This is a genomic window from Haliovirga abyssi (assembly GCF_030295325.1).
In the GTDB taxonomy this organism is placed as follows: Bacteria; Fusobacteriota; Fusobacteriia; order Fusobacteriales; family Haliovirgaceae; genus Haliovirga; species Haliovirga abyssi.
In genome coordinates this window covers 1,891,120-1,903,784 of sequence record NZ_AP027059.1, presented here as the reverse complement: position 1 = coordinate 1,903,784, position 12,665 = coordinate 1,891,120, and the positions used below count along the sequence as shown (strand labels likewise).

At 26.5% G+C, this 12,665-nt stretch carries 17 protein-coding genes; all 17 read left to right on the top strand.

Features of this window, described 5'->3' with window-relative positions; genetic code table 11:
• The first annotated feature begins 74 nt into the window (after positions 1 to 74).
• The 17 genes from nfo (at position 75) to csrA (ending at position 12,087) form a co-directional block, all read left to right on the top strand.
• The gene (gene nfo, locus RDY08_RS08450) at positions 75 to 920 is read left to right on the top strand and encodes a deoxyribonuclease IV (protein WP_307903936.1); all 846 of its coding nucleotides are present in this window, start codon (positions 75 to 77) and stop codon (positions 918 to 920) included.
• 255 nt (positions 921 to 1,175) lie between these two features.
• Positions 1,176 to 2,102, top strand: a complete 927-nt coding sequence (locus RDY08_RS08445; protein WP_307903935.1) for an RluA family pseudouridine synthase — start codon at positions 1,176 to 1,178, stop codon at positions 2,100 to 2,102.
• 264 nt (positions 2,103 to 2,366) lie between these two features.
• Complete coding sequence (gene rnhB / locus RDY08_RS08440; protein WP_307903934.1) at positions 2,367 to 2,969, top strand: ribonuclease HII; 603 nt, start codon at positions 2,367 to 2,369, stop codon at positions 2,967 to 2,969.
• A 3-nt stretch (positions 2,970 to 2,972) separates the two neighbouring features.
• Complete coding sequence (locus RDY08_RS08435; RefSeq protein ID WP_307903933.1) at positions 2,973 to 4,031, top strand: TP0910 N-terminal domain-containing protein; 1,059 nt, start codon at positions 2,973 to 2,975, stop codon at positions 4,029 to 4,031.
• Positions 4,028 to 4,282 (top strand): EscU/YscU/HrcU family type III secretion system export apparatus switch protein, encoded by a 255-nt coding sequence (locus RDY08_RS08430; RefSeq protein WP_307903932.1) that lies wholly within the window; start codon positions 4,028 to 4,030, stop codon positions 4,280 to 4,282. Before RDY08_RS08435 ends, RDY08_RS08430 begins: the two co-directional genes overlap by 4 nt.
• A gap of 1 nt (position 4,283) precedes the next feature.
• A complete protein-coding gene (locus RDY08_RS08425) occupies positions 4,284 to 5,420 on the top strand; it encodes an HD-GYP domain-containing protein (protein WP_307903931.1) in 1,137 nt (378 codons plus the stop codon).
• Positions 5,413 to 5,757 (top strand): YraN family protein, encoded by a 345-nt coding sequence (locus RDY08_RS08420; RefSeq protein WP_307903930.1) that lies wholly within the window; start codon positions 5,413 to 5,415, stop codon positions 5,755 to 5,757. The genes RDY08_RS08425 and RDY08_RS08420 overlap by 8 nt, the downstream gene beginning before the upstream one ends.
• Before the next feature lie 5 nt (positions 5,758 to 5,762).
• On the top strand, positions 5,763 to 5,957 hold the full coding sequence (locus tag RDY08_RS08415) for a zinc ribbon domain-containing protein (protein WP_372339412.1): 195 nt from the start codon (positions 5,763 to 5,765) through the stop codon (positions 5,955 to 5,957).
• Positions 5,932 to 6,594 (top strand): ComF family protein, encoded by a 663-nt coding sequence (locus RDY08_RS08410; protein WP_307903928.1) that lies wholly within the window; start codon positions 5,932 to 5,934, stop codon positions 6,592 to 6,594. The genes RDY08_RS08415 and RDY08_RS08410 overlap by 26 nt, the downstream gene beginning before the upstream one ends.
• Positions 6,584 to 6,991 (top strand): hypothetical protein, encoded by a 408-nt coding sequence (locus RDY08_RS08405; protein WP_307903927.1) that lies wholly within the window; start codon positions 6,584 to 6,586, stop codon positions 6,989 to 6,991. Before RDY08_RS08410 ends, RDY08_RS08405 begins: the two co-directional genes overlap by 11 nt.
• A gap of 70 nt (positions 6,992 to 7,061) precedes the next feature.
• Complete coding sequence (gene flgM / locus RDY08_RS08400; RefSeq protein WP_307903926.1) at positions 7,062 to 7,379, top strand: flagellar biosynthesis anti-sigma factor FlgM; 318 nt, start codon at positions 7,062 to 7,064, stop codon at positions 7,377 to 7,379.
• A gap of 9 nt (positions 7,380 to 7,388) precedes the next feature.
• Positions 7,389 to 7,862 (top strand): flagellar export chaperone FlgN, encoded by a 474-nt coding sequence (gene flgN / locus RDY08_RS08395; protein ID WP_307903925.1) that lies wholly within the window; start codon positions 7,389 to 7,391, stop codon positions 7,860 to 7,862.
• 42 nt (positions 7,863 to 7,904) lie between these two features.
• Complete coding sequence (flgK, locus tag RDY08_RS08390) at positions 7,905 to 9,728, top strand: flagellar hook-associated protein FlgK (RefSeq protein ID WP_307903924.1); 1,824 nt, start codon at positions 7,905 to 7,907, stop codon at positions 9,726 to 9,728.
• A 28-nt stretch (positions 9,729 to 9,756) separates the two neighbouring features.
• Positions 9,757 to 10,752 (top strand): flagellar hook-associated protein FlgL, encoded by a 996-nt coding sequence (gene flgL / locus RDY08_RS08385; protein ID WP_307903923.1) that lies wholly within the window; start codon positions 9,757 to 9,759, stop codon positions 10,750 to 10,752.
• Positions 10,753 to 10,790: 38 nt separating this feature from the next.
• Positions 10,791 to 11,369: a DUF6470 family protein gene (locus RDY08_RS08380; RefSeq protein WP_307903922.1), complete on the top strand. Its 579-nt coding sequence runs from the start codon at positions 10,791 to 10,793 to the stop codon at positions 11,367 to 11,369.
• A gap of 18 nt (positions 11,370 to 11,387) precedes the next feature.
• Positions 11,388 to 11,849: a flagellar assembly protein FliW gene (fliW, locus tag RDY08_RS08375; protein WP_307903921.1), complete on the top strand. Its 462-nt coding sequence runs from the start codon at positions 11,388 to 11,390 to the stop codon at positions 11,847 to 11,849.
• Position 11,850: 1 nt separating this feature from the next.
• On the top strand, positions 11,851 to 12,087 hold the full coding sequence (gene csrA / locus RDY08_RS08370; RefSeq protein ID WP_307903920.1) for a carbon storage regulator CsrA: 237 nt from the start codon (positions 11,851 to 11,853) through the stop codon (positions 12,085 to 12,087).
• The last annotated feature ends 578 nt before the right edge of the window (positions 12,088 to 12,665 follow it).

The window sequence follows — 12,665 nt, the reverse complement described above, 5'->3', positions numbered from 1 at the left end:
TAAGTTGACAATTTTTATAATTGAACTTATAATAGAATGATTGATACTGCCAAAATGGAAATAGGAGGTAAAAAATGAAATGGATAGGAGCCCATGTTAGTGTAGCTGGAGGGGTAGAAAATGCACCGCTAAATGCAAATAAAATAGGAGCAAAGGCATTTGCAATGTTTACAAAAAATCAAAGAAGATGGGAGTCGAAACCATTAACAGAAAAATCAATAATAAAATTTAAAGAAAATTTAAAAGAATATGGATACAAGCCAGAACAAATATTACCACATGATGGGTATTTGATAAATTTAGGAAATCCTGATGATGAAAAAAGAGAAAAATCGTATAATTCATTTTTAGATGAATTAAAAAGATGTGAACAATTAGGATTAGTATATTTGAATATTCATCCAGGGAGTCATTTAAAGTTAATAAGTGAAGAGGAATGTTTAGATAGAATATCTGAATCAATTAATAGAGCATTAGAAGAGACAACATCAGTAACAGTTGTGCTTGAGAATACAGCAGGACAAGGGACTAATTTAGGATATAAATTTGAACATTTAGCTTATATTATAGATAAAATTAAAGACAAAAGCAGAATAGGTGTTTGTTATGATACTTGCCATGGATTTGCAGCTGGATATGATATAAGAACAAAAGAAAAATATGAAGAGACTTTTGAAGAGTTTGATAAAATAATAGGTTTAAAATATCTAAAAGCATTTCATGTGAATGATGCAAAATCAGAATTTAAAAGTAAAGTAGATAGACATCATAATATTGGACAAGGAAATATAGGAGTAGATGCATTTAAATTTTTAATGGCAGATCCTAGATTTGAAGAAAAGCCAATGATATTAGAAACAAAAGATGAAACTCTTTGGCCAGAAGAGATAAAAATGTTATATAAGTTTGCAGGAGAATAATTGACAATGTACAATTAATAATGTGGGATAGAAAAACATTTATAAAAAAGTTGATAAGACAAAAAAAATAGAGTATAATTTGATATAGTAGAAAATAAAAAATCTATTTTTATATTTTAGCCTATGTAGGGGCAATTCATGAATTGCCCTTACGGGTATCTCAGAGGCAATATAAGATAATTAGGAATCGTATCTATAGGACTGAGCCTATAATAAGACAACATTGAAAGCATCATAAAGAAGAAAAGGAGAAATATGACAAAAAAAATAAATTTTAAAAGTGAGTTAGAAGATGAAAATAAAAGATTAGATCAATACTTAAATGAAAAAATGGAGGGATATTCAAGAGCATATATTCAAAATTTGATAAAAGATGGATTAATAGAAATTAAAGGCATAAAAAAAATAAAGAGTAGCTATAAATTAAAAGGGAATGAAGATATACAGGTAAATATACCAGAAAATGAAGAGTTAGAAATAGTTGCTGAAGATATTCCACTAAATATAATATATCAAGATAAAGATATTGCAGTAATAAATAAAACTGCAAATATGGTAGTTCATCCTGCACCTGGAAATTACAGCGGAACTCTTGTAAATGCAATAATGCACCATATAAAAGATTTATCTGGAATTAATGGAGTATTAAGACCTGGAATTGTTCACAGATTAGATAAAAATACAAGTGGACTTATAATAGTAGCAAAAAATGATTTAGCACATAGAGAATTAACAGAGATGTTTAAGGAAAAAACTATAAAAAAAACTTATATTGCTATTGTAAATGGAAAATTAAAAAAAGAAAAAGGAAGAATAGAAACATTAGTAGGTAGGAATCCAAAAGATAGAAAAAAAATGGCAGTAGTATATAGAAATGGGAAAAATGCAATTACAAATTATTGGGTATTAGATGAAAAAGATGGTTATAGCTTAGTAAAAGTTCAAATAGAAACAGGAAGAACACATCAAATAAGAGTTCATATGAAAAGCCTTGGACATTCAATCTTAGGAGATGATGTCTATGGAAAAACAAGTAAAATAGCTGCTAGACAAATGTTGCATGCGTATAAATTAGAATTTATGCACCCTGTAACAAAAAAAGAGATGAAATTAACAGGAGAAATTCCAGAAGATTTTAAAGATGTTTTAGAACAATTAGGATTAGAATTAAAGAATATTTAAAAGATTGCGTATTTTAAAACAAAATATATTTGTAGGGGCAATTACAATGTTATCAAGTTAAGAACTGGGCTTGCCAACGGCAAGCCCCTACAGTATTAATTTATTTTATAATGTAGGGGTTTTGCCGTTGGCAAACCCAATATAAAATTATAAATTATCGTTAACTTGATGACATTGGGGCAATCTCATGTGATTGCCCTTTATAATAAAAAATTAATAACAAATAGAACAAATTGATACAAATAATTAGATTAGGAGAATAATATGAGCCAATTAATAAAATTTGATAAAGAGTATAATAAAATAGTTGTAGGAGTAGATGAAGCAGGGAGAGGGCCTTTAGCTGGACCTGTAGTTGCAGCAGCAGTTATTATAAATGATTATAGCGGATTAGAAGAGATAAATGATTCTAAAAAATTAACTGAAAAAAAGAGAGAAAAATTATATGAAGTTATTATGAAAAATTGTGAAGTAGGAGTAGGAATTGTTAGAGAAAAAGAGATTGATACTATAAATATATTAAATGCAACTTTTAAAGCAATGAGAGAAGCAATATCACAAATAAAAAGAGATTTTGATATTATATTAGTTGATGGCGATAAAAAAATAAGAGAATATGAAAATACACAAGAAGCGATAATAAAAGGTGATGGTAAAAGTGTATCTATTGCAGCAGCCTCTGTAATTGCAAAAGTTACTAGAGATAGAATAATGGTAGAGTTTTCTGATAAATATCCTGAATATGGATTTGAAAAACATAAAGGATATGGGACAAAGCAACATAGAGAAAAATTATTAGAAATAGGGCCTTGTGAAATACATAGGAAATCATTTTTGAAAAAAATATTAGGAGATAAAAAGGGGTAAGAGATGTCAAACTTTTTAAGAGTAAAATCAAAATTTTTAATATCTACCCAAACAAAACAACATGAATTAATGAGCAAATTAAAAAAAGGGGAAATAACAAAAGCTAAAGTAATAGAAGTTGGAAAGAATAATAAAATATTAATTAATATAAAAGGTACAGAAGTTAGAGCAACTACAAAGAGGCAATTAACAAAAGGTGATATAATAAAATTAACAGTAGAAAATATTTCAGCAGAAAAAATAGAAGTTGCAATTTTAGAAAATGATGAGGAGAGTAAAACTGCAGAGTTAGTACCTATGAAAGAGAAGTTAAATTCTAAAGCTAATGTTTTAAAATTAAAAAGTGATATAAATATAATTTCAAGAGAAAAAGGAGAAATTTTAAAACAAAATGATGTAGAAAAAATAATAAAAAATTTTAATAAATTAAAAGATAAATTTCCTAATAGTAAAAGTCTATTAAAATCATTAGTTACATTGGTAAAAAATGGTTTAGAGATAAATTCAGACAATTTGAAAAATATATATTCATATTATAATGGCGATATAAATGAAAAATTAAAAGATATAAAAAAAGAAACAACAAAAGAGGAAGTAGCAAAAAAAATAAAACAAATGTTAAGTGAAAGCAAAGATGGAGATAGCAGCTTTAAAAAAGGGTTAAATATAATAAATAATTTAAATAAATTAAACGAGAAAAATATTATAGAATTTATGTTTTTATCAGAAATGATGAAAACTCCTGCAAAAATAGAAGTTAAATATGAAAATTCTAATAGTGAAGATGCAGAAAATAGTGATAAAAAAAACAGTTATTATCTGAAAATAAATTTAGAACTTGAAAATTCCGGAAAAGTAACAATAAAAATTAAGAATTGGAATAAATATTTGGATATAGATTTTTTTATTCAAAATATAAATATGAAAGATGAATATATGTCTAAAATAAAAGAATTAAAAGAAAAAATAGAAAAAATGGGTTATTTTGTAGGGGGATTAAGAATACAAAAAATAGAAGATGAAAAAATAATTATAAATAAAGGTGTGAATTTAAAAATATGAAAAAAAAAGCAGTTGGATTAGTTTATGATAAAGAAAATGATAACTCTCCAAAAGTTATAACAAAAGGAGAGGGGTATCTTGCTGAAAAAATAATAGAGATAGCTAAAGAAAATGGAATATATATAAAAGAGGATAAAAGTTTAGTAGAAATACTTTCAAAATTAGATATCTCAGAGGAAATTCCAGAAGAGTTATACGAGATAATAGCAGAAATATTTTTATACGTATACTCAATAGAAAAGGAGGATTAAGATGAACGGAAAAACAAAAAAAATATCAATAAATGATCTTAAGCCTGGAATGAAATCTGGGATAACATTAATAGATAATAGAACAGGGGAAGTGTTTTTAACAAAAGGAATAGAAGTAAGCGAAAATGATATTATATCTTTGAAAAAATATATGGCAGAAAATAAAGGTATAGAATTAAAAACTGTAAATAGAGCAGATACAATTTTTTCAATAGATGGTAAACAAAAATTTTTACCATCAAAAAGTTCAAAATTTGTAAAACAAGCATTAAGTAAAAAAACTCAGCAAGAAGCTTTAAAGGTTGTTGAAAATTTAATTTCAGATATTAGAATGGGAAATGTTAATTCTAAAGAGATAAAAACTGCAGTTGAAGGAATAGTTGATGATATATTAGAAAATGAAGATTCAGCTTTGAATTTACTTAATATAAAAGATTTTGATGATTATACATATACTCATTCTGTAAATGTATCCACAATATCAATTTTAATAGCAAAAGAGGCAGAGCTATCTAAAAAAGATATTATAGATATTGGAATAGGTGGTTTATTACATGACTTAGGTAAAACAAAGATTCCATTAGAAGTTTTGAATAAATCTAGTAAATTAACAGATGAAGAGTTTGAAATTATGAAACAACATCCTGTATATACATATCTATTATTAAAAGACAGAAAAGATATTTCTGATATAGCAAAATATATAGCGGCAGAACATCATGAGAAGTTTGATGGGACAGGATATCCAAAAAAATTAAAAGGAGAACAGATAAATTATTTTGCAAGAATTGTAGCAATTGCAGATGTATATGATGCTTTAACTACTGATAGAGTTTATAGAAAAGCAATGTTACCATATGATGCAATGAAAATTATAGTTAGTGGTACAGGAACTCATTTTGATCCTGATTTAGTAAAAGTTTTTTTGAAAACATTGTCAATATATCCAACAGGAAGTTATGTTAAATTAAATACAGGAGAAATAGCAGTTGTAAAAAAAGTTAATAAAAATAAAGTGATTAGACCAGATATATTAATTATAGAATTTGAAGATGGAAAAAAGAGAGAGCCTTTAGAGATTGATTTGTCAGAAGATAAAACAAAGTTTATAGTAGGGGCAGCGAATATAAATGAATAAAAGAAGGGTAGGGAGTAATAAAGAAGAAGAAGCAATAAAAATATTTAAAGAAAACGGGTATGAAATTTTAGAGAAAAATTTTAGAGGGAAAAGGGGAGAAATTGATTTTATTGCAAAAAAAAATAATACAATAATTTTTATAGAAGTGAAATATAGGAGCAATAAAAATTATGGATATGGAGAAGAATCTGTAAATAAAAGAAAACAGGATAGAATATATAGAACGGCTCAAGAATATATACAAAAAAATGAATTGGAAAAATTTGATTTTAGGTTTGATGTAGTTGCAATAAATAAAAATGAATATAATTGGATAATGGATAGCTTTTGGGGGTGAAAAAATTGAATTTAAGTTGTATAAAATGTGGTTCTAACAATTATAAACTGAAAAAAGTAATAATTCCAGAAAAAACAAAAAATATTGTTGGAGTAGAAATGGGGACATATTATTATAAAATATGCTTAGATTGTGGTTTTGTAGAGGTGTATTCTGAAAAGGTGTTGGAAAAAAATGCAGAACTTGTTTTTGAATATTAAAAAAATTATATTTAGTGAAAAATGTGTTGTTTGCAATAGAAAAGTAGATGACACAAGAAAATATTTATGTTATAATTGTTACAAAGAGTTTTATTATAAATCAAGTTTGAAAAAAATTGATAATTTGTATTATTTTTGGCATTATGATGAGAATCATAAAAAAATCTTATTAAATTATAAATTTGTAGGAATAAAATCAATTAGTGAAATTATAAGTGGAATTATTAAAGAAAAAGTAAATTATTTATTAGATAAAGAAAACATAGATGAAATAATTTCAGTTCCAATAAATATAAATAGGAAAAGAAAAAGGGGATTTAATCAGGTAGATCTTATTTTGGATAAATTAAAATTAGATTATATTAAAATTAAAAGAATAAAAAATACTAAATCAATGTATAAAATTTTAAATGAAAATAAAAGAAAAGAAAATATAAAAAATAGTTTTAAAATAGATAAAAATTTAGATTTGAATAATAAAAATATATTAATTGTTGATGATGTAATAACTACAGGTTCAACTTTAAAAGAGATAGAGAAAAATATAAGAAAATTATATAAACCGAATAAAATAATTTATTTAACGTTATTTGTAGCAAAATACTATAGAAAAAGGGTGATGGAAAATGGGATTTGATAATTTAGTAGAATGTAAAATATGTGGGAAACTGTTTATGAAAACTGGAAGAAAAAATATTTGTCCTAGTTGTTTAAATAAAGAAGAGGAACTATTTATGGAAGTAAAAAATTATTTGTATGATTCTCCTAATGCTTCAATAAAAGAGGTTGCAGAACAAACGGAAATAGATGAAGGATTGATAATGGATTGGGTAAGAGAAGGAAGATTAGAGAGAACAGGTATAATAATGACTTATCCTTGTGAAATGTGTGGGAAGCCTATACATACAGGTAAAATTTGTAAAAGTTGTCAAAATGAATTAGGGGTTGTATCTGATTCTTTAAGTGGAACAAAAGATGAAGGAAAAGATGAAACGAAAAGGTCAATGTATATTTCTGATAAATTTAAAAAATAGTTAAAGTTTTAATGGAAAAAAGACGATAAATTTAATAGTAGAAAATATATATAGAAGAGAGGTGAGAATTATGAAAGTATTTGGAAATATCTCAAATATTTATAAGGCATATAAAACAGATAAAATTGAGAATGCAAAGGTAAAAAATGAACAAAAAGATTCTGATAAATTCTCTAAAACTGGTGCAATAAAAGATAAAGTTACAATATCTCAAAATGCTAAAATAGATAATAATAAAGTAGAAATAGAATTTATAAAACAAAAATTATCACAAATAAATGATACGAATTCAGATAAGATTTCTTCATTAAAACAAAGTATAGCAAATGGAACTTATAAAATGAATTTAGACAAAGTTGCAGATTCGTTAATAGATAGTATATTTTAGAGGTGACTTATGAGCGGAAACTCTATAGAAGATAATTTAATAAAAATATTAACAAAAGAACTTGAATTATATAAAAAAGCATTAGATTATTCTATTCAAAAATTAGAATATTTAATTAATGAGAAGATGGGAAAACTAGATGTTGTAATTCAATTAGAATCTGAAAATAATAAAAAAATATTTGAATTAGAAAAAGAACGAATAGATTTGTTGGGAGAAAAATGGGGGAAATTATTAGACTATATAGAGAGTCTGGAAAATAGCTCGAAAAAGAAAGAGCTAATTGAAATTAGAAAAATAATGTTAGCAACTATAAATGAAATAAAAAATAACAATATAACAGCTCAAAATATAGTTGAAATGTCAAATGGATTAATTAATAAGATTATAGATAATTTATCAGGTAAAAGAGAGATGGGATATAATCAAGATAAAGAGAAAAAAAATGCAGTTAGAAAAAATTTATTAAATACTAAAATTTAAAAGCGGCTATTTGCTGCTTTTTTTTAGAGGTGGTGAAATAGAATGGGATTTTTTGGATTAGAAATGGGAAAGCAAAGTCTGATGAGTCAACAAACAGCAATAGATGTTACTGGTCATAATATAGCAAATGCTAATACAGATGGATATAGTAGACAAATTGCAGATATACAATCGACAAGTTATGCTAGCACAAAATATGGGACTATTGGTTCTGGAGCAGATGTTACTGGTATAGAAAGAGTAAGAGATGAATTTTTAGATGATAGAATGATAAAAGAAAAACAAGAAAAAGCTAAGTGGGATGTGCGTGAAAGTAATCTAAAACATTTGCAATATATTATTAATGAACCATCAGACCAAAGTGTAAGATATATTTTAGATGAATATTGGAGCTCTTTGCATGATTTAAGCCAAAATCCAGAAGATCGTTCTATAAGAATAACTGTTAAAGAAAGAGCTGTAGATTTAGCAAATACTGTAAATAATACATATGAACAACTAACGGCTTTAAAAGATGATGTTAATAATAACGTAGCTATAAAAGTAACAGATATTAATTCAAAATTAAAGCAGATTGCAGGAATAAATGCTCAAATTGAAAAAGTTGAATCTGATGGAGCAAAAGCTAATGATTTGAGAGATAAAAGAGATCTTTTAGTAGAGGATCTTTCTAAAGATGTAAATGTAAGTGTCTCTAGAGGAACTGAGTATTCTGTAATTATTGGTGGAAGGACAGCTGTTCAGGGGAGTAATTATACAGAATTAAAAACGGTAAAAGATACAAAAGTTAATGGTGGAATGTATCAAATAAAATGGAGTGATACTGATAAAGAGATATATTTGAAAAATGGAGAATTAAAAGGGCTTGTAGAATTAAGAGATAAGGATATAAATAAATATACAGATTATTTGGATCAGTTAGCAGTAGGACTAATAGATAATACAAATGAGCTTCATAAAGCTGGATTTGATATAAATGGACAAAAGGGAAATGATTTTTTTGGTGAATTTGATACTTATGATGAAACTATGGATTTAGATAGTGATGGAGTAAGTGAAGGGGCTATATATAAAGTTAAAGGAAGTACAGTTATAGATGATAGTGAAGTATCTGCTTTGTCTACAGATACAGATATTAGTTCAGCTACTGGAGATTTTGAAATAAATGGAATACAAATAGAATATGATACAGATAAAGATACAGCTTCTGATTTAATAAATAGAATAAATGATCAAGAGACAGGTGTAGTTGCATCTATGGGACCAAATAATAGATTAATATTAAGAGGGGAAAAAGATTCAAATTATGTTATAAAATCATTAAAAGACAGCAGTGGTTCTCTATTACAAGAGTTAGGAGTATTAACTTCTGGGAATACAGAATATAACTATGAAGATACAACAACTCTAGCAGCATTATCAAGTGATAGAACGGCAAGACCAAAACCAGGTGCAGCATCAAAAATGTATGTAGCAATAGATAGTGTAGATGGAATAGCTGCAGCAAAAGGGACTGATACAAATGGAGATGGAATTGCAGATACTGCAAATGCATCAGGAGATGGAAGTAATGCAATGGATATTGGTGACCTTAAATATCAAAAATCAATTGGTAAGTATACTTATGCTGATTATTTTGAATCTTTAGTATCAGATTTAGGGGTTACAGCACAGCAAGCAAGCAGGTTTTCAGGGAATCAACAAGTTTTAATTGATAATTTAGAACAAAGGAGACAATCTAAAATAGGTGTATCACTTGATGAAGAGATGGCAAATATGATAAAATATCAACATGGGTATAATGCTGCGGCAAAATATATAAGTACAATGAATTCTATGTTAGATACGTTGATAAATAAGCTTTAAAACCTAAAATATAAAGAGGGTGTTAGAAATGAGAATTACAAATAAAATGACTATAGCCAACACACTTGCTAATTTACAAATAAATCAAGCAAAATTAGATAAAACAAATAATAAACTTTCTTCTGGAAAAAGAATATCTATTCCTGAAGATGATCCTACAGGGACAATAAAAGCAATGGGGTATAGGAGTAATTTAAAAGAGATAGATCAATATTTATCAAATGTTGATAACGCAAAAACGGTATTAAATTCAACTGATGTAGCACTTAGTCAGGTTACAAATATACTTCAGAGAACAAGAGAGTTATCTGTAAAAGCAGCTAATGGAACATTTGAACAAAACTCAAGAGATGCAATAGCAGATGAGATAACTCAATTAACTTCAGAGTTAGTAGGAATAGCTAACAGCAAAGTGGGAAGTAAATATATTTTTGGAGGATATGAAACTACTGAAGCTCCTTTTCAAAGTTACAATGGAGATAATGATAGTGGAGTAAGTGGACCAGGCGGAGATTTAACAGATGTAAATGGAAATGTTAGAACTGGGATTAATAATAATAATGTTACTGTAGTTAAATACAATGGGGATTCAGGAAGATTGCAAGCCGAAATTGATGAAAATGTAAAAACTTCATTTAATATTTCAGGAAAAGAAATATTTATAGACTCTGGAAATATATTTCAAACAATGATGGATCTAAGAGATTCAATTTATTCTGGAGAGATAAGTGATAAAAATGGAGATGGAAAATCAGTTGGAGATGGTATTACACAATTAGAAACTAGTTTAACAAAAATTTTAAGATATAGATCAGAAGTTGGAGCAAAAATGAATAGAATGGATCAAGCTGAAATTAAATTAAAAAATCAAACTATAAATATAACTGATTTACTATCAAGAACAGAAGATACAGATGTAACCAAAACAATAATGGATTTAAAAGTTCAAGAAAGTGTACAAAGTATGTCATTATCAGTTGGTGCTAAAGTTATTCAACCAACATTAATGGATTTTTTAAGATAATTTTTTAAAATAAATTTTAAAAGATTGAGGTGGTAAAAATGATAGAATTTCCATCTTTAAAAATAGAGACAATAAATGCAAAAATTAATATAACAAAAACAGACCCTAAAATAAATATAACTGGTCAAACTGGAGATTTTAAATTAATAAAAACGGAACATAGATTTGAAGTGGAGAAAAAAGATGCTGAGTTATTAATACATAATTATCCTGCGTTTAGACAACTAGATAATTCGAAAAATATTATGGATATGACTGATAAAGTGGCATCGCAAAGTCTAAATGATTCATACACAGCTATAGCAGAATATGCAAGTGATGGTGATGCAATGATGAAAATAGATAAAAAAAGTGCAAGTCCCATCCCTTATATAGCTAAAAGAAAAGCAGAAAGAAATTTAAAGGCGAAAGTAAAATTAGATGTTTTCCCTAAAAATCCAATTCAGATAGATGTTAGGAAAGGATATGTAACTTCAAGTTATAGTCCAGGGAAAATAGAAACTATATCAAAAGAAAGATTGAATATTTCAGCTCAAATGGGCGAGATAAATATAAAAGCAAATTATCCAAAAGTAAATATAAACGTTATAGGTGGTAATATTAATTATAAAGGATAATAAAGTAGGAGGAAGAATATGAAAATAAGCACTACTAGATTTGGAGAAATAGAAATAGAAGAAGCGGAAATTATAAATTTTCCAGAAGGAATATTAGGATTTGAAGATATTAAAAAATATGTAATTTTTAATATGGAAGAAGGAAATCCATTAAAATGGTTACAAGCAATAGAAGAACCAGCATTGGCATTTGTTATAATAAGGCCATATGAATTTATGCCAAAATATGCTTTAGAAATTTCTGAAAAAGATACTGAGGATTTGAAATTAACAAAACCTGAAGATTCAGAAATATTTTCAATTGTTGTAATACCAGATGATCCTTCTAAAATGACAGCTAATCTACAAGGACCAATAGTTATTAATGCAAAAAGAAAAATAGCAAAACAGGTTATATCAACAAATTCAAGACATAAGTTAAAACATTATGTATTAGAAGAGATGGAGAAAAACTTACCCTCTGATCAGGAGGTAAAATAATATGTTAGTGCTATCGAGGAAAAAAAATGAAAGTATTATAATTGGTGATGATATAGAAATAGTTGTTGTAGATGTAAAAGGAGATCAAGTAAAGATTGGAATAAAAGCTCCTAGAAAAGTAACAGTTCATAGAGCGGAAGTTTATGCTGAGATTCAAAAAGAAAATGAGATAGCAGCAAAAAATTCAAAAGAAAAAATAAGTGGATTAGGAAATTTATTTAAAAAAATAAAAAAATAAAAAATATACAAAAAAAGCTAAAGTAAATTATATATATAACGATAATATCTTTATGAACAAATACAAGAATATTATTTTTTTAATATTTCTAAAAAAGTAAGAAATAAAAAAATAAAAAAGTATTAAAGTAATAAAAGAAGATGACGATAATTTAAATAAGATGTTGAATAGAGGAGCTAACCTCATAAAAAATCCTTAAACAAGGAGGTTTAAGTAAGAGCTAAAGGAATGGTTCGGTAAGTGTATTGTTAATTTATTTTTAAATATTAACACTTGCCATTAGTGGGTTCTTATGACTTCCAACTAATAGCAAGTGTTATTTTTGTTTCTTTTTGAATTGTATTGGGCGCGCCACAAGAGAAATTTTCTTGTGGCAAAAAAATAACTAACAATTGAATAGAGGAGTCAACCTCATAAAAAAACCTTAAACAGGGAGGTTTAAGAATTAACTAAAGGATTAGTAAAAGGTTTGATTATACAATGAAACAAGTTTTAAAGAGTAATTAAAAAAATAAGAAACTTATTTTTCTGCAACTCTTTAATTGTTTTATTATATAGTTTAATCTTTAATTAAACTA

Excerpts from the sequence above, each read along its gene's own strand:
- RDY08_RS08425 (WP_307903931.1), top strand. The coding sequence starts at position 4,284 with ATGAACGGAAAAACAAAAAAAATATCAATAAATGATCTTAAGCCTGGA.
- RDY08_RS08420 (WP_307903930.1), top strand. The coding sequence starts at position 5,413 with ATGAATAAAAGAAGGGTAGGGAGTAATAAAGAAGAAGAAGCAATAAAA.
- RDY08_RS08405 (WP_307903927.1), top strand. The coding sequence starts at position 6,584 with ATGGGATTTGATAATTTAGTAGAATGTAAAATATGTGGGAAACTGTTT.
- rnhB (WP_307903934.1), top strand. The coding sequence starts at position 2,367 with ATGAGCCAATTAATAAAATTTGATAAAGAGTATAATAAAATAGTTGTA.
- RDY08_RS08410 (WP_307903928.1), top strand. The coding sequence starts at position 5,932 with ATGCAGAACTTGTTTTTGAATATTAAAAAAATTATATTTAGTGAAAAA.
- flgN (WP_307903925.1), top strand. The coding sequence starts at position 7,389 with ATGAGCGGAAACTCTATAGAAGATAATTTAATAAAAATATTAACAAAA.
- flgK (WP_307903924.1), top strand. The coding sequence starts at position 7,905 with ATGGGATTTTTTGGATTAGAAATGGGAAAGCAAAGTCTGATGAGTCAA.
- RDY08_RS08445 (WP_307903935.1), top strand. The coding sequence starts at position 1,176 with ATGACAAAAAAAATAAATTTTAAAAGTGAGTTAGAAGATGAAAATAAA.
- nfo (WP_307903936.1), top strand. The coding sequence starts at position 75 with ATGAAATGGATAGGAGCCCATGTTAGTGTAGCTGGAGGGGTAGAAAAT.
- csrA (WP_307903920.1), top strand. The coding sequence starts at position 11,851 with ATGTTAGTGCTATCGAGGAAAAAAAATGAAAGTATTATAATTGGTGAT.
- flgL (WP_307903923.1), top strand. The coding sequence starts at position 9,757 with ATGAGAATTACAAATAAAATGACTATAGCCAACACACTTGCTAATTTA.
- flgM (WP_307903926.1), top strand. The coding sequence starts at position 7,062 with ATGAAAGTATTTGGAAATATCTCAAATATTTATAAGGCATATAAAACA.
- RDY08_RS08430 (WP_307903932.1), top strand. The coding sequence starts at position 4,028 with ATGAAAAAAAAAGCAGTTGGATTAGTTTATGATAAAGAAAATGATAAC.
- RDY08_RS08380 (WP_307903922.1), top strand. The coding sequence starts at position 10,791 with ATGATAGAATTTCCATCTTTAAAAATAGAGACAATAAATGCAAAAATT.
- fliW (WP_307903921.1), top strand. The coding sequence starts at position 11,388 with ATGAAAATAAGCACTACTAGATTTGGAGAAATAGAAATAGAAGAAGCG.
- RDY08_RS08435 (WP_307903933.1), top strand. The coding sequence starts at position 2,973 with ATGTCAAACTTTTTAAGAGTAAAATCAAAATTTTTAATATCTACCCAA.